At 72.4% G+C, this 15688-nt stretch carries 11 protein-coding genes; 7 read left to right on the forward strand and 4 right to left on the reverse strand.

The window, feature by feature from the left end; genetic code table 11:
- Nucleotides 1–44 precede the first annotated feature (44 nt).
- From G537_RS36775 to G537_RS0106640, 3 genes are read left to right on the forward strand one after another with little or no spacing between them, the layout of a single operon-like run.
- Entirely contained in the window at nucleotides 45–782 is a 738-nt protein-coding gene (locus G537_RS36775; RefSeq protein WP_051248029.1) for an ImuA family protein, read from the forward strand.
- The gene (locus G537_RS0106635) at nucleotides 697–2238 is read left to right on the forward strand and encodes a Y-family DNA polymerase (RefSeq protein WP_081688627.1); all 1542 of its coding nucleotides are present in this window, start codon (nucleotides 697–699) and stop codon (nucleotides 2236–2238) included. The genes G537_RS36775 and G537_RS0106635 overlap by 86 nt, the downstream gene beginning before the upstream one ends.
- Complete coding sequence (locus G537_RS0106640) at nucleotides 2238–5489, forward strand: error-prone DNA polymerase (RefSeq protein ID WP_026869434.1); 3252 nt, start codon at nucleotides 2238–2240, stop codon at nucleotides 5487–5489. Before G537_RS0106635 ends, G537_RS0106640 begins: the two co-directional genes overlap by 1 nt.
- Nucleotides 5490–5704: 215 nt before the next feature.
- On the opposite strand, the gene lysS is transcribed toward G537_RS0106640, so the two are convergent.
- Nucleotides 5705–7216, reverse strand: coding sequence for a lysine--tRNA ligase (lysS, locus tag G537_RS36780; protein ID WP_081688628.1), 1512 nt, complete (start codon nucleotides 7214–7216; stop codon nucleotides 5705–5707).
- Between the two features lie 235 nt (nucleotides 7217–7451).
- Between lysS and G537_RS44655 the strand changes: the two genes are divergently transcribed.
- The 3 genes from G537_RS44655 (at nucleotide 7452) to hrpB (ending at nucleotide 12578) form a co-directional block, all read left to right on the forward strand.
- Nucleotides 7452–8201: a hypothetical protein gene (locus tag G537_RS44655; RefSeq protein ID WP_026869435.1), complete on the forward strand. Its 750-nt coding sequence runs from the start codon at nucleotides 7452–7454 to the stop codon at nucleotides 8199–8201.
- 133 nt (nucleotides 8202–8334) lie between these two features.
- The gene (locus G537_RS0106655) at nucleotides 8335–10110 is read left to right on the forward strand and encodes an SLC13 family permease (RefSeq protein WP_026869436.1); all 1776 of its coding nucleotides are present in this window, start codon (nucleotides 8335–8337) and stop codon (nucleotides 10108–10110) included.
- The gene (gene hrpB, locus G537_RS0106660; RefSeq protein WP_034850738.1) at nucleotides 10107–12578 is read left to right on the forward strand and encodes an ATP-dependent helicase HrpB; all 2472 of its coding nucleotides are present in this window, start codon (nucleotides 10107–10109) and stop codon (nucleotides 12576–12578) included. Before G537_RS0106655 ends, hrpB begins: the two co-directional genes overlap by 4 nt.
- Before the next feature lie 11 nt (nucleotides 12579–12589).
- Here the strand turns inward: hrpB and G537_RS42880 are convergent, their stop codons facing one another.
- Complete coding sequence (locus G537_RS42880) at nucleotides 12590–12748, reverse strand: DUF3309 family protein (RefSeq protein WP_034850741.1); 159 nt, start codon at nucleotides 12746–12748, stop codon at nucleotides 12590–12592.
- A 78-nt stretch (nucleotides 12749–12826) separates the two neighbouring features.
- Nucleotides 12827–13000 (reverse strand): hypothetical protein, encoded by a 174-nt coding sequence (locus G537_RS43565; protein WP_155888528.1) that lies wholly within the window; start codon nucleotides 12998–13000, stop codon nucleotides 12827–12829.
- 129 nt (nucleotides 13001–13129) lie between these two features.
- Here G537_RS43565 and G537_RS0106675 point away from each other — a divergent pair, with 129 nt between their 5' ends.
- Entirely contained in the window at nucleotides 13130–14971 is a 1842-nt protein-coding gene (locus G537_RS0106675) for a chloride channel protein (RefSeq protein ID WP_051248032.1), read from the forward strand.
- A 4-nt stretch (nucleotides 14972–14975) separates the two neighbouring features.
- Here the strand turns inward: G537_RS0106675 and G537_RS0106680 are convergent, their stop codons facing one another.
- On the reverse strand, nucleotides 14976–15617 hold the full coding sequence (locus G537_RS0106680; RefSeq protein WP_026869439.1) for a glutathione S-transferase family protein: 642 nt from the start codon (nucleotides 15615–15617) through the stop codon (nucleotides 14976–14978).
- Nucleotides 15618–15688 lie beyond the last annotated feature (71 nt).

Consider the following 15688-nt stretch of genomic DNA (forward strand, 5'->3'; position numbering starts at 1 on the left):
GGTGGATTCATATTAGAACAAATACGGAACAACCATGCCCCGCCATGTCTGCCCTCGCCGCCCTGCGCGAGCGCCTGAACCGGACCGGATCCGCCGTCGGGGATCCGGGAGTCCTGCCGCTCGCTTTGCCGCCGATCGATGACCGCCTGCCGCGCGGCGGGCTGGCGCTCGGCCGGCTGCACCGCATCGCCGGCGCCGGCGGCGACCCGGCCGGGGCCGCGGCCACCGGCTTCGCCGCCCGCATCCTGGCCCGGCTGCAGCGGCGCGGGCCGGTGCTGTGGTGCACCGCGGCCGACGACTTGTACCCGCCGGCCCTGGCCGCGCTGGGTCTGGCGCCGGACCGGCTGATCCTGGTGCGGCCGCGCGACGAGAAGGGCGTGCTGGCGGTGGCGGAGGAGGCGCTGCGCACCGAAGGCTTCGGCGCCGTGCTGGCCGAAGCGGCACGGGCCGAGCTGCTGGCCGAGCGGCGGCTGCAGCTGGCCTGCGAAGCGCACGGCACCACCGCCTTCCTGCTGCAGCGCCAGCCGGCCGCGCCGCGGGCAGGCCGCACCGTTGCCAGCGCCGCGGTGACGCGCTGGGCCGTGGCCCCGGCGCCGAGCGGCGGCACCGCCGCCTGGGTCGGGCCGGCGCGGTGGGAGCTGGCCCTGCTGCACAGCCGCGGCGGCCTGCCCGGCCGCTGGATCGTGGAGACCGAGGATGGGACGGATCGTCTCGCTGTGGTTGCCGAACTGGCCGATCACGCGACTGAGACTGTCGACACCCTCCGACGCCTGGCCGGCTGAGCCGGTCGCGATCGTCGAGACCGTCGAGCAGCGGCGCCAGGTGGTCGCCGTCGACGACCGTGGCTGGACCGCCGGCATCCGGCCGGGGCAGAAGGCGACCGACGCCCGCGCCATCCTGCCGGCGCTGGCCCTGGTTCCGGCCGACCATGCCGCCGACGCGAAGGCGCTGGCCCGGCTGGCCCGCTGGGCCGGCCGTTACAGCCCCGCCGTGGCGCCCTGCCCGCCGGACGGGCTGTGGCTCGACATCACCGGCTGTGCCCATCTCTGGGGCGGCGAGGACGGCTTGGCCGCCGACCTGGCGGGTCGGCTGGAGCGGCGCGGCCTGCCTTGCCGCCTCGCCATCGCCGGCAGCTTCGGCGCCGCCTGGGCGCTGGCGCATCACGACCGGTCCGACCGGCGGATCCGGCCCGACGGCGCCGAGCGCGAGGCCCTGGCCCCGCTGCCCGTCGCGGCGCTGCGGCTGGGCGAGGAGGAGGTCGCGGCGCTGCAACGGATCGGCCTGACCCGGATCGGCGAGCTGCTGGCGGCGCCGCGGGCCGGCCTGGCCCGCCGCTTCGGCGCCGGGCCGCTGCTGCGGCTGGACCAGGCGCTGGGCCGGGCGGAGGAGACGGTCGGCTTCCGCCGGCCGCCGACGCCCTGGTTCGCCCGCCTGGCCTTCCCGGAGCCGATCGGCACGCCCGAGGACCTGCAGCGCGCCATCGCCGCGCTGGCCGCCGATCTCTGCGGCCGGCTGGAGGCGCGGATGATGGGCGCGGCGCAGTTCGCCGCCGCCTTCCACCGGGTCGACGGCCGCTGCCCGACCATCGCCATCCGCACCGCCCTGCCGGTGCGCGACCCGGCGCGGGTCGGGCGCATGCTGGCCGACCGGCTGGACCGGGTCGATCCCGGCTTCGGCGTCGAGGTGGCGACCTTGCGCGCCGACCGGGTGGCGCCGGTTTCGGGACGCCAGGCCGGGCTGAGCAAGCTGGAGGGCGAGGGCGGCGGGATCGGCGATCTCGCGGGTTTCGTCGACATCGTCGGCAACCGCATCGGCTTCGACCGGATCTGGCGCCCGGCCGCGGTCGAGAGCCACCTGCCCGAGCGCTGCGTCGCCGCCCGCCCGCCGCTGGACTTGGCCGAGGGCAAGGCCTGGCCCGCCGGCTGGGTACGGCCCTTGCGCCTGCTGCGCCGGCCGGAGCCGATCAAGGCGATCGCCCAGATCCCGGACGACCCGCCGACCAGCTTCCAATGGGCCGGCAAGACCCACCGGGTGCGCCGCGCCGACGGGCCGGAGCGCATCGCCTATGAATGGTGGCGCCAGGCGCGGCCGCAGGACCGGGCCGAGCCGGACATGATCCGCGACTATTACCGGGTGGAGGACGAAGCCGGCCGCCGCTTCTGGGTCTACCGCGCCGGGCTGTACCGCGAGGGCGAAGGCGAAACCGCACGCTGGTACCTGCACGGGATGTTCGACTGATGGTCGATTACGCCGAATTGCAGGTCACCACCAACTTCTCCTTCCTGCGCGGCGGGTCGCATCCGGCGGAGCTGGTGGAGACGGCGATCCTGTTGGGCCTGTCCGCCATCGCGGTGACCGACCGCAACACCCTGGCCGGGATCGTGCGCGGCCATGTCGCCGCCAATCGCGACCAGAACCGGCAGAAGGCCTGCCGCATTCCCTACATCGTCGGCTGCCGGCTGGACTTCGCCGATGCGCCGAGCCTGCTGTGCTACCCGACCGATATCGACGCCTATGGCCGGCTGTGCCGGCTGCTGACCCAGGGGAACCTCCGGGCCAAGAAGGGCGAATGCCTTCTGTACCATGCCGACCTGCTGCCGTTCAGCGACGGCCAGATCCTGGTGGCACTGCCGCCCGACCGGATCGACGACGGCTTCGTCGCGCATCTCGATCGGCTGCGTTCGGACATGGGCAGGCGGGTCTTCCTGGCGGCGAGCCACCGTTATCGCGGCGACGATGCCCGGCGGCTGGAGGCGCTGCGGGAGGTGGCGTTCCGCACGAGGGCGCCGATGGTCGCCACCAACGACGTTCTGTACCACGTGCCGCAGCGGCGGCGGCTGCAGGACGCGCTGACCTGCATCCGCGAGCACTGCACCATCGACGAGGCCGGCTGGAGGCTGGAGGCCAATGCCGAGCGTCACCTGAAGACGCCCGACGAGATGGCGCGGCTGTTCCGCGACCATCCCTATGCGCTGGAACGCACGATCGAGATCGCCGAGCGCTGCCGCTTCGACCTGGATGATCTGTCCAAAAAGTATCTGTATCCCGAGGAGATCACGCCGGATGGCGAACCCCCGCAGGACCGTCTGGAACGGCTGACCTGGGAGGGGGCGGCCAGGCTGTATCCGCAGGGCATGCCGGCCGAGCTGCGCAGCCAGATCGAAAGGGAGCTGGGCCTGATCGGCCGGCGCGAATACGCGCCATTCTTCCTGACCGTGGCCGACATCGTCGCCTTCGCGAACAGCAAAGGCATCCTGAACCAGGGCCGCGGCTCCGCCGCCAACAGCGCCGTCTGCTACTGCCTGGGGATCACGGCGGTGAATCCGACAGAGGTCAACCTGCTGTTCGAGCGCTTCATCAGCGAGGAGCGCCATGAACCGCCCGACATCGACGTCGATTTCGAGCACGAGCGCCGCGAGGAGGTGATCCAGCACATCTACGAGAAATTCAGCCGCGATCGCGCCGCCCTGACCGCGACCGTGATCTGCTACCGCACCCGCGGCGCGCTGCGCGACGTCGGCAAGGCGATGGGCCTGTCGGAGGACATGGTCAGCGCCCTGACCGGCTCGGTCTGGGGCTGGAGCATGAACGGCCTGGACGAAAGCCAGGTGCGCGAGGCCGGGCTGGACCCTGACGATCCCAGGCTGCGCCTGACGCTAGAGCTCGCGGTCGAGCTGATGGGCTTCCCGCGGCATCTGAGCCAGCACACCGGCGGCTTCGTCTTCGCCCGCAAGCGGCTGGACGAGCTGGTGCCGATCGAGAATGCGGCGATGGAGGACCGCACCGTCATCTGCTGGGACAAGGATGACATCGAGGCGCTGGGCATGCTGAAGGTCGACGTGCTGGCGCTCGGCATGCTCTCGGCGCTCAAGCGTTGCTTCGACCTGCTGCACGCGCATTATCCGGAGGACTTCCCCGAACGGCCGAAGCTGGGCCGCCGGCCGACCGACGAGGCCGTGTTCGACATGCTGGGCCGGGCCGATTCGATCGGCGTGTTCCAGGTCGAATCCCGGGCCCAGCAGTCGATGCTGCCGCGGCTGAAGCCGAAGACCTATTACGACCTGGTGATCGAGGTCGCGATCGTCCGGCCGGGACCGATCCAGGGCGACATGGTGCACCCCTATCTGCGCCGCCGCGACGGCCTCGAGCCCATCACCTACCCGAAGGAGGAGCTCAGGGAGGTGCTGGAGAAGACCAAGGGCGTGCCGCTGTTCCAGGAACAGGGCATGAAGCTGGCCATCGTCGCCGCCAAATTCAGCCCGGCCGAAGCCGACAGCCTGCGGCGGGCCATGGCCACCTTCAAGAACGAAGGCACCATTGGCCGGTACGAGAAGCGCTTCGTCGAGGGCATGGTCGCCAACGGCTATGAGCGCGACTTCGCCGAACGCTGCTTCAACCAGATCAAGGGCTTCGGCAGCTACGGCTTCCCCGAGGCGCATGCCGCCTCCTTCGCGCTCCTGGTCTATGAGAGCGCCTGGGTGAAGCACCATTACCCCGACGTGTTCTGCTGCGCCCTGATCAACTCCCAGCCCATGGGCTTCTACGCCCCGGCCCAGCTGGTGCGCGACGCGCGCGAGCACGGCGTCGAGATCCGTCCGGTCGATGTCAACCACAGCGACTGGGACTGCACGCTGGAGCCGATCGCCGGGCTGGGGCCGGACCGCCGCGACCACGCCGTGCGCCTGGGCCTGCGCCTGGTGAAGGGGCTGAACGAGGAGGAGGGCAAAAGGATCGCCGAGCGGCGCGGCGCCGGCTACGCCTCGCCGGCCGACCTCGCCCGCCGCGCCGGTGTCTCCGCCCGCGCCCTGAACCGGCTGGCCGAGGCCGCCGCCTTCGGCTCGATGGGGCTCGACCGGCAGCAGGGGCTGTGGGCGGTGGCCGGGGTGGAGGGCGAGGCCCTGCCGCTCTTCGCCGCCCGCCCGGCCCAGCTGGCACTGTTCGAGGAACAGGAGGCCGAGCTGCCGCCTCTGCCGCCGGGGCTGGAGGTGCTGGAGGACTACGCCGCCACCGGCCTGTCGCTGACCCGGCACCCGCTGGCGCTGCTGCGCCCGGCGCTCACCAGGCTCGGCATCGTCCCGGCCCGCAGCCTGCGCGAGGACGAGACAAGGGACGGCGCCCGCATCCGCGTCGCCGGCATCGTGCTGTTCCGGCAGCGGCCGCAGACCGCCAACGATACCATCTTCGTCACCGTCGAGGATGAGAGCGGCGCCGCCAACATCGTGGTCTGGTCGCATGTGGCGGAGCAGTACCGCCGCGCCGTCTATGCCGGGCGCCTCCTGGCCTGCGAGGGCCGGGTGCAGAAGGTGGGCGAGGGCGAGCACATGGTGATCCACGTCGTGGCCGAGCGCTTCGTCGACTGGACGGACCAGCTTCCCGTCCTCGCCCGCGGCACCGACCAGGTGGTGCTGGACCCCGCGCCCCAGAGCCGCCCCCGCACCGCCGCCGGCCGCGGCCACCGCGTGACGCTGAAGAGCCGGGATTTCAGGTGAGGCGGGCGCTCAGATCAATGGATGGGTCGGAGCCGCCCCCTCACCCGAAATCGCTGACGCGATTTCGACCTCTCCCCTGGGGAGAGGTATTGGAGGCCGCAGATCCTTTCCCTCTCCTCGGGGAGAGGGAGGGGCCCATTCGCGACAGCGAATGGGAGGGTGAGGGGGAGTGGGGACAGCGCCGCTGGGCGAGCCCGGCTTGTGACGCGCTCCCCCTACTTCCGCGGCCGCAGGGTCGGGAACAGGATGACGTCGCGAATCGAGGCGGAGTTGGTCACCAGCATCACCAGCCGGTCGATGCCGATGCCCATGCCGCCGGTCGGCGGCAGGCCGTATTCCAGCGCGGTGACGTAGTCGCGGTCCATCATCTGGGCCTCGTCGTCGCCGGCCTCGCGCGCCGCCACCTGGGCGGCGAAGCGCTCGTACTGGTCCTGCGGGTCGCTGAGCTCGGAAAAGGCGTTGGCGATCTCCCAGCCATTGGCATAGGTCTCGAACCGCTCGGTCAGGCGCGGGTCGCTGCGGTGCGCCTTGGCCAGCGGCGAGATCTCCTTCGGCATGTCGGTGACATGGGTCGGCTGGATCAGCGTGTGCTCGACCGTCTCGCCGAACACCAGCTCCACCACCTGCCCCCAGTTCTCCTTGCCGGTGACCTTGAGCTGCAGCTTGCGCGCCGCGTCCCGCGCCGCCTCGGCGCCCTCGATCGCCAGGAAGTCGACGCCGGTCGCCTCCTTCACCAGATCGGTCATCGAGGCGCGGCGGTAGCGGCCGCCGAACTCGATCTGGTGCTCGCCGAAGGTCACCGTGGTGCTGCCGGTCGCCGCCTTCGCCGCCGCCGCGAAGATGTCCTCGGCCAGCGCCATCATGTCGGTGTAGTCGGCATAGGCCTGGTACAGCTCGAGCATCGTGAACTCCGGATTGTGCCGGGTCGAGATGCCCTCATTGCGGAAGTTGCGGTTGATCTCGAACACCCGCTCCGACACGCCGCCGACGATGAGGCGCTTCAGGTACAGCTCCGGCGCGATGCGCAGATACAGCTGCATGTCGAGCGTGTTGTGATGCGTCACGAACGGCCGGGCCGAGGCGCCGCCCAGAATCGGGTGCAGCATCGGCGTCTCGACCTCGAGGAAGCCGCGATCCTCCAGCAGGCGACGGATGTCGCTGACGATCCGGCTGCGGGCGCGGAAGGTCTCGCGGCTCTCCTCGCTCATGATCAGGTCGAGATAGCGCTGGCGGTAGCGCGCCTCGACATCGGTCAGGCCGTGATACTTCTCCGGCAGCGGCAGCAGCGTCTTGGACAGGAGGGTGACGTGCTGCGCGTTCACCGTCAGCTCGCCGCGCTTGGTGCGGCGGATGAAGCCCTCGACCCCGATCAGGTCGCCGATGTCGAGCAGCCCGACCAGCTCCTGCGTCTCCGGGTCGGCATAGTCCTTGTGGCAGAACACCTGGATCTTGCCGCTGACGTCGTGCAGGTCGATGAACATGCCGCTGTTGCGGTAGGCCCGGATGCGGCCGGCGATGCGGACGACGTCCTCCGGCTTCTCCGCCTCCGCCGGCAGGTCGGCATAGCGCGCCTGCAGCCCGGCGGCGTCGGCCGTCTTCTCGTAGTGATAGGGATAGGGGTCGATCCGCTTCTCCCGCAGCGCCCGCAGTTTCTCCAGCCGCGGCGTCTTCAGCGGGTTGTCGGCATCGTCGTGCGGGGCGCGGACGCTCTCGACGCTGTCGGACATGATCGGGACTCCAGGGCAGGAAACGGCTGGGCGGATGGACGGGGATCGCGTCCTCTACCCGCCGCATCCCCGGGGCGCAAGCCGGTTCCGCGCATGGCGCCCTTCTTCCTCTCACGGTCGTGGCCGTTTTCGGTATCCGAATGTTTCACACCAGTTTATGAGAAATAGAGTCATAATTGCGTATTGAAGCCGGCACCGCACCGACCGGCGGCTGTGAGCAGCGAGGGCGTTCGAGATGAGAGAGAGCGTGTCCAAGGCGATGGCGGCGGCCGTCGCCGCGGTCGGTCTGGCAGCCTGCACCGACACCACCCCCTGGGCCTATCCGACCGAACCGGGAGCCGTCGCCCAGCGGCCCGCCCCGATCCAAACCGAACCCTTGCCCGAGCCGCAGCCGGCGGCGCCGGCCTATACCGCGCCGCGGGTGATCGCGGCCGCCCCCGCCCGGGTGACGCCACCCCCGCCCACCGTGACCTATGCGCCGCCGGCCCCCGTCGTCGCGGCGCCGGCGCCTGCCCCCGCCTATGCCCCGCCCCGGACCGTTACGGCCCCGCCTCCGGCGGCCGCAGCTCCGCCGCGCGTGGTCGGTGCCGCGCCGCCGGTGACGGTCGAAGCCGCGCCCCCGCGCGTCGCCCAGCCGGCGGCGCCGGCACGGGTGACGCCGGCGCCGACCACCAGCATCGTCTCGGCGCCCGCCGCGACCGCCGTCTATGTCCCGGCCCGGCCGATGCTGACCGAGAAGAGCGGCCTGATCGACTTCGTGCTGTCGGACGGCTCCGGCCGACCCGACGGTGTCATCCTGAAGGACAAGACGGTGATCCGCTTCTCCCCGGCCTTCGCCGCGGCGATGGACCCGGACCGCAGCCGCCTGGCCCCGGGCCGGCCGATCGTGGTGCGCGGCACCCTCTCGGGCCGGCGCAACAGCCAGGTGCTGAACGCGGTCGAGATGGGCACCGACATCTATTCGATGGTGACGCTCGGCTACTGACGGCACCAATTCGGTCTTGGAACCGTCGTTCCTTCTGGTGCAGGAATAGCCGCCCGCCGCGAAGGACAGGCACGATCCGGCGCGTCGGGGTGTCGATGGAATCCCGAAGCCGCCGGAACGGACCACAGCCCGGATGACCCAGGACCAGATCGCGATCATCGGGCTTCTGGCCGTGGCCCTGGCCCTGTTCGTGTGGAACCGCATCCGCTTCGACCTGGTGGCGGTCGGGGCGCTGCTCGCTGCCGTGCTGCTGGGCCTGGTCGAGGCCGACGACGCCTTCTCCGGCTTCGGCAACCCCGCCGTCATCACCGTGGCCGCGGTGCTGGTGATCGGCCGGGCCCTGGCCCTGTCCGGCGCGGTCGATCGGATGGTCGCGGCGCTGGCGCGCGTGGCCCGCGGCCGCTTCGCCCAGATGGCCGTGCTGTGCGGCTTCGGCGCCCTGATCTCGGCCTTCATGAACAATGTCGGGGCGCTGGCGCTGGTGCTGCCGGTGGCGATCCAGGGCGCGCGCAGCGCCGGCTACTCGCCCTCCGCGATCCTGATGCCGCTGTCCTTCGCCACGCTCCTGGGCGGCACCGTCACGCTGATCGGCACGCCGCCGAACCTGCTGATCTCCGCCTTCCGGGAGCAGGCGCTGGGCGAGCCGTACCACCTGTTCGACTTCGCGCCCGTCGGCCTGGCGCTGACCGGCGCCGGCCTGGCCTACATGCTGCTGCTGGGCTGGCGGCTGATCCCGACCAGCCGGCGCGGCCGCCGGGCCGAGGAGGAGAGCTTCGAGATCAGCCGCTACGCCACCGAGGTCGAGATCACCGCCAAATCGAAGATGGCCGGGCGTTCGGTCATGGCCTTCGAGGAAGCGCAGAAGGGCCGCATCGTCGTGCTCGGCATCCTCCGCGGCAAGCGCCGCGTCGCCGGGCTGATCCGGCTGGAGCGGCTGGAGCCCGGCGACCTGCTGATGGTCCAGGCCGAGACCCAGGCGCTGGAGCAGGCCCTCGGCGAAGGCGACATCGTTCTGGCGGCCGAGCACCCGCCGGAGACCGGGGGCCTCCGCGATCTCGTCACCGCCGAGGTGGTGGTGCCGACCAATGCCTGGATCCGGGGCGCCAGCCCGGCCGATCTCGACCTGCGCCGCCGCCACGGGGTCAACCTCCTGGCCGTGTCGCGCCATGGCCATACGGTGAAGCAGCGGCTGCGCGACGTCGCCATCGAGGCCGGCGACGTGCTGCTGCTGCAGGGTGATCCCGACACCCTGCCGGACACGCTGCAGGCGCTGGGCTGCCTGCCGCTGGCCCAGCGCCGGCTGACCCTGCGCAGCCGCAACCTGTGGCTGCCGCTCGGCCTGTTCGTCGCCGCCATCGTCGCCACCGCGACCGGCACCGTCCCGGCCACCATCGCCTTCGCGCTGGCGGTGATGGGCATGCTGGCCGGCCGCGCCATCCCGCTGCGCGACCTCTACAGCACGATCGACTGGCCGGTCGTGGTGCTGCTCGGCGCCATGATCCCGGTGGGCGGGGCGCTGGAGACCACGGGCACGGCACAGCTTCTGGCCGACGGCATCGCCGCCGTGACCCGGGGCCTGCCGCCGCACATGATCCTGGCCGTGGTGCTGGCCGCGACCATGGCCGTCACCCCGATGCTGAACAACGCCGCGACGGTGGTGATCATGGCGCCGATCGTGATCGGCATCGCCCAGCAGCTGGGCCTCAGCCCCGACCCGTTCCTGATCGCCGTCGCGATCGGCGCCAGCTGCGACTTCCTGACCCCGTTCGGCCACCAGAACAACACCCTCATCATGGGGCCGGGCGGCTATGAGGTGTCGGATTTCTGGCGCGTCGGCCTGCCGCTCGACGCCGTCATCATCGTCGTCTCCGTCCTCCTGATCCCGATCGTCTGGCCCTTCGCCCCGTGACCCTGCCCCCTCTCCCGATCGACGCCGCGCTGCCGGATCTGCTGCCGGCCCTGGCCGAACGCGGCCGCGCCGTGCTGCAGGCGCCGCCCGGCGCCGGCAAGACCACCCGGGTGCCGCTGGCGCTGCTGGGCCAGCCCTGGCTGGGCGGCGGCAAGGTCGTGATGCTGGAGCCGCGGCGGATCGCGGCCCGCGCCGCCGCCGGCCACATGGCGTCGCTGCTGGGCGAGACGGTCGGCGACACCGTCGGCTACCGCATCCGCATGGACCGCAGGGTCGGCCCGAAGACCCGGATTGAGGTGGTGACCGAGGGCATCCTGACCCGGATGCTGCAGGACGATCCGGCGCTGGAGGGCATCGGCGCCGTGATCTTCGACGAGTTCCACGAGCGCAGCCTGAACGCCGATCTGGGCCTGGCCCTGGCGTTGGAGACGGCGGCGCTGCGCGAGGACCTGCGCCTCCTGGTGATGTCGGCGACGCTGGACGGCGGGCCGGTGGCGCGGCTGATGGGGGACGCGCCGATCGTCACCTCCGAAGGCCGCGCCTTCCCGGTGGAGACGCATCACCGCCCGCCCCGCGCCGCCGAGCCGATCGAGGATGCGGTGGCGCGGGCGGTGCGCGACGCGCTGGCGGAGGAGAGCGGCAGCCTGCTGGTGTTCCTGCCCGGCGCGCGCGAGATCCGGCGGGTGCAGGCGAAGCTGGCCGGTCTGGGCGATGGGGTCATCGTGGCGCCGCTCTACGGCGACCTGCCGGCAGCGGCGCAGGACCAGGCGATCCGCCCGGCGCCGGCCGGAACCCGCAAGGTGGTGCTGGCGACCAACATCGCCGAGACCAGCCTGACCATCGAGGGCGTGCGGGTGGTGATCGACAGCGGCCTGGCCCGCGCGCCGCGCTTCGACCCGCGCACCGGCATGAGCCGGCTGGAGACGGTGACCATCGCCCGCGCCGCCGCCGACCAGCGCCGCGGCCGCGCCGGCCGCACCGGGCCCGGGGTGTGCTGGCGCCTGTGGGCCAGGGCCGGGGAGGGCGCGATGGCGCCCTTCGATCCGCCCGAGATCCTGGTCGCCGACCTGGCGCCGCTGGCGCTGGAGCTGGCGCTCTGGGGCGGCGATGACCTGGCCTGGCTCGACCCGCCGCCGGCCGCCGCCCTGGCCCAGGCCCGTGCGCTCCTGGCCGATCTCGGCGCCATCGACGCCGCCGAGGGACTCCAGATTCGGCCGACCGCGCATGGCAAGGCGATGGCGAGGCTGCCGCTGCATCCGCGCCTGGCCCATATGGTGCTGCGCGCCAGGGCCGAAGGCGTCGGCGGCGCGGCGGCGGAGCTGGCGGCGATCCTGGAGGGGCGCCGGCCTTCTTCCGAGACTGACCTGCGCGCGTCGATCGAGGCGCTGCGGGGTCATTCAAGGGGTGGCGACCGCGGTGATCCGGCGGTCGCCCGGCTGCGCGAGGCGGCGCGCGACATCGCCCGGCGCTTCGACCTCGGTACCGGCGGCGGGCCGGAGGACGCCGGCGCCCTGCTGGCGCTGGCTTATCCCGACCGCGTGGCCAAGCGCCGGCCGGGCGGGCGCGGCAGCTTCCTGCTGGCCAATGGCCGCGGCGCCGCGCTGCGCGAGGGCGACACGCTGGCCGGCGCCGACTACCTCGCCGTCGCCGAGACCGACGATGCCGGGCGCGAGGCCCGCATCCTGGCGGCGGCGCCGCTGGACGAGGCGGCGCTGGAGGCCGTGCTGGGCGACCGCATCGCCATGGTCGACAGCGTCGCCTGGGATGCCGCCGAACAGACCGTCGCCGCCCGCCGCCAGCGCCGGCTGGGCGCACTGGTGCTGGCCGATGCGGCGCTGCCGAACCCGAATCCCGCGGCGGTGACGGCGGCGCTGCTGGAGGGCGTGCGGCGGTTCGGCCTCGCCGCCCTGCCCTGGCGCGACGCCGCCGTGGCGCTGCGCCAGCGCGTCGGCTTCGCCCGGGCGCTGGAGGGCGATGCCTGGCCCGACTGGTCGGATTCGGCGCTGACGGAAACGCTGGAGGACTGGCTGGGGCCGCATCTGGCCGGGATGCGGCGCCGCGCCGATCTCGACCGGCTGGACCTGGCGCAGATCCTGGCGGCGGCGCTGGGCTGGGAGCGGCAGCGGGCGCTCGACGCGCTGGCGCCGGCGGCGATCCCCATCCCGAGCGGCCGGCGCGCCGCGATCGACTATGCCGACCCGGCCCAGCCGGTGCTGGCGGTGAAGCTGCAGGAGATGTTCGGCCAGGCCGAGACGCCGCGTGTCGGCAACGGCAGGGTGCCGGTCGCGATCCACCTGCTGTCGCCGGCCGGGCGGCCGCTGCAGGTGACGCGCGACCTCGCCGGCTTCTGGGCCGGCAGCTACGCCGAGGTGCGCCGCGACATGCGCGGCCGCTATCCCCGCCATCCCTGGCCCGACGATCCCTTGGCCGCCCCGGCCACCGCGCGGGCCAAGCCGCGCGGCACCTGAGACGGGCTAGGCTATATCCGTCCCATCAGGACCAGGATCAGGAGGACGATGACGATCACCCCGAGAATCCCGCTCGGGCCGTAGCCCCAGCCGCTGCTGTAGGGCCAGGACGGGAAGGCGCCGATCAGGAGGATGATCAGGATGATCAGCAGGATGGTTCCGATACCCATGACGGCGGTCCTCGCCGTTGTTCGCGCTGATTCCCTCAATAGCGATTGGGAAATGTAAGTTCCTGTCGATCGGTCCGCCTAATCGCCCTTGGCGCGCATCGCCACCGCGCCGACCGCCGCCGCCAGCACCAGCCCGGCCACGAAGCCGATGCCCATCCCCCACAGCCCGACGCTGCCGCTGCCGAGCCAATGGCCGGCCACGGCGCCGGCGAGCGCCAGCAGGAAGGGCAGGAAGCAGCCGATCAGGACCATCGCGTCACCTTCGTCTCACCGCCCCCCGCGCCGTTAGACCCCAGTTGCGACCATTCGTCGAGCCCCGATCCCTTGCGCCGGCCTGCCGCCTCGGCCACAAGGACGGGACTTCCCGATACGGCGGCGACCATGGCCACGCCCCAGGCCGAAGACGCGACAATCTCCCCGCCCCAGCGCCCTTTCCTGCGCCGGCAGCTGCTGCGCCTGCATCTGTGGACCCGGCTGCGCACCGCCGTGCGCGCCAACGAGATCGCCCTGCCGCTGCTGGCCGTGGCGATCGGGGTGATCGTCGGCCTCGGCGTCGTCGCCCTGCGCTGGGCGCTGCAGATCGCGCATGAGCTGCTGTTCGGCCTGCCGAGCGGCCAGCGCCTCAGCGCCAGCACCGACATCGATCCGGTGCTGACCGTGCTGGTGCCGGTGCTGGGCGGCCTGGCCTTCGGTGCCGTGATGTGGGCGATCGGCCGCTGGCGGCCCCGCCCGCCGGTCGACCCGATCGAGGCCAACGCCCTCTACGGCGGCCGGATGTCGCTGCGCGACGGCTTCGTCGTCGCCGGCGCCACGCTGATGTCGAGCGGCGTCGGCGCCTCGGTCGGGATGGAGGCCGGCTACACCCAGATCGGCGGCGGATTCGCCTCGCGCATCGGCCAGATCTTCCGGCTGCGCCGGGCCGATCTGCGCACCATGGTCGGCTGCGGCACCGCGGCCGCCATCGCCGCCGCCTTCGACGCGCCGCTGGCCGGCACCTTCTACGCCTTCGAGCTGATCATGGGCGCCTACACGGCGGCGACGCTGGCGCCGGTGGTGGCGGCGGCGCTGGCGGCGACGGCCGTCGCGCGCGTGCTGCTGAACGAAGGCCCGTTCCTGACCGTGACCTGGACCACCGGCCTGCACGCCGCCGACTACGCGCTGTTCGTTCTGGTCGGCCTCGCCTGCGCCGGCCTCGGCATCCTGATGATGCAGGGCGTCACCTGGACCGAGCGGGCGATGCGGCGCCTGGCCCTGCCGCAGCTGCTGCGGCCGGCCGTGGGCGGGTTGGTGGTCGGGGTGATGGCGCTGCGCTTCCCGGAGGTGCTGAGCTCCGGCCACGGCGCGCTCTACGCCGACCTGACCATGGCGCCGCCCCTCGCGGCGCTGGCCCTGCTGCTGGTCGCCAAGACCGCCGCGGCGGCGATCTCGCTCGGCGCCGGCTTCCGCGGCGGCCTGTTCTTCACCTCGCTACTGACCGGCGCGCTGTTCGGCGGCATCCTGGCCCAGCTGGCGGCGCTGGCCCTGCCCGGCCATCCGGTCGAGCATCTCGCCTATTCCCTGGTCGGCATGGCGTCGATGGCGGCGGCGGTGATCGGCGGGCCGCTGACCATGACCTTCCTGGCGCTGGAGCTGAGCGGCGACTTCTCCATCACCATCGGCGTCATGGTCGGGGTGGTGGTGGCCGCCGCGGTGGTGCGGCACCTGTTCGGCTACTCCTTCGCCACCTGGCGCTTCCATCTGCGCGGCGAAGCGATCCGCGGCGCCCAGGACGTCGGCTGGATCCGCGACCTGACCGTCGCCCGGCTGATGCGGCGCGACGCCCGCAGCGTGCCGGAGACGACGACCGTGGCCGATTTCCGCCGGCAGTTCCCGGTCGGGTCGACCCAGCGCGTCTTCGTCACCGACGCCGCCGGCCGCGCCGCCGGGGTGGTGCAGGTGTCGGACGCGCACAGCGCCGATTATGACGCCGAGGCGGAGACCACCGAGATCGGCGCCTTGCGCCACGCCGCCGCCTACATGCTGCTGCCCGGCCAGACGGTCCGCACGGCGCTGGAGCTGTTCCAGGCGGCGGAGACGGAGACCCTGCCGGTGGTCAGCGACGCGCAGGAGCGGCGGATCATCGGCTATGTCAGCGAGGCCTACGCCCTGCGCCGCTACAACGAGGAGCTGGAGCGGCGCCGCGCCGAGGACACCGGCGAGCGCTGGTTCCGGTCGACGGAGTGAGGGTTTACGGCAGCTCGTTCACCGAATGCGGGTCGATCGAATAGGGGAAGGTCTCGGCCAGGAAGCGCGGCTGCGACCGGACCCGGTCGATCCAGGCCGTCACATGCGGGTGGTCCGACAGCGGCAGGTCGGCCTCCTCTGCCCGGTGGACATAGGCGAAGACGGCGATGTCGGCGATGCCGTAGGCCGGCCCGGCCAGCCAGGTGCGCTGCGACAGCTCCCGGTCGAGGATCGCCAGCGTCTTCAGCGATCCCTTCCGCTTGGCCTCGACCAGCGCGGCCGGGCGGCGGGCCAGCTTGCCGGTCATGGTCCAGTGCCGCAGCGTCCCGATCGTGGACTGGACGTAGTCTCCTTCGAAGGACAGCCATTGCAGCACCTTGGCCCGGGCGAAGCGGTCGTCCGGCAGATAGGGCGTGCCCTCGGCCAGGAAGACCAGGATGGCGGCGGACTCGGCGAGCACCCGGCCGTCCTCCAGCCGGATCGCCGGCACCGCGCCGGTCGGGTTGATCGCCAGATATTCCGGCCGCTGGCCTTCGCCCTCGAAGATGCTGATGATCTCGGTCCGGTAGGGAAGCTGCAGATGCGACAGCAGCAGCCGGACCTTGTAGGCGTTCTGCGACGGCAGGTAGTCGTAGAGGGTGAGCATGGGCGTCCTCGGGCGGGGTGAGGCCGGAAGGATCGCAGCGCGCCGCGATCCCGCCACTCCGCTTCTTGCGC

Origin of the sequence: Inquilinus limosus DSM 16000 (assembly GCF_000423185.1) — a bacterium.
GTDB classification, from domain to species: Bacteria; Pseudomonadota; Alphaproteobacteria; order DSM-16000; family Inquilinaceae; genus Inquilinus; species Inquilinus limosus.

Bases quoted from the DNA above. Each gene is read 5' to 3' on its own strand.
- G537_RS36775 (WP_051248029.1), top strand. From the start codon at position 45: ATGTCTGCCCTCGCCGCCCTGCGCGAGCGCCTGAACCGGACCGGATCC.
- G537_RS0106635 (WP_081688627.1), top strand. From the start codon at position 697: ATGGGACGGATCGTCTCGCTGTGGTTGCCGAACTGGCCGATCACGCGA.
- G537_RS0106640 (WP_026869434.1), top strand. From the start codon at position 2,238: ATGGTCGATTACGCCGAATTGCAGGTCACCACCAACTTCTCCTTCCTG.
- lysS (WP_081688628.1), bottom strand. From the start codon at position 7,216: ATGTCCGACAGCGTCGAGAGCGTCCGCGCCCCGCACGACGATGCCGAC.
- G537_RS44655 (WP_026869435.1), top strand. From the start codon at position 7,452: ATGAGAGAGAGCGTGTCCAAGGCGATGGCGGCGGCCGTCGCCGCGGTC.
- G537_RS0106655 (WP_026869436.1), top strand. From the start codon at position 8,335: ATGACCCAGGACCAGATCGCGATCATCGGGCTTCTGGCCGTGGCCCTG.
- G537_RS42880 (WP_034850741.1), bottom strand. From the start codon at position 12,748: ATGGGTATCGGAACCATCCTGCTGATCATCCTGATCATCCTCCTGATC.
- G537_RS43565 (WP_155888528.1), bottom strand. From the start codon at position 13,000: ATGGTCCTGATCGGCTGCTTCCTGCCCTTCCTGCTGGCGCTCGCCGGC.
- G537_RS0106675 (WP_051248032.1), top strand. From the start codon at position 13,130: ATGGCCACGCCCCAGGCCGAAGACGCGACAATCTCCCCGCCCCAGCGC.
- G537_RS0106680 (WP_026869439.1), bottom strand. From the start codon at position 15,617: ATGCTCACCCTCTACGACTACCTGCCGTCGCAGAACGCCTACAAGGTC.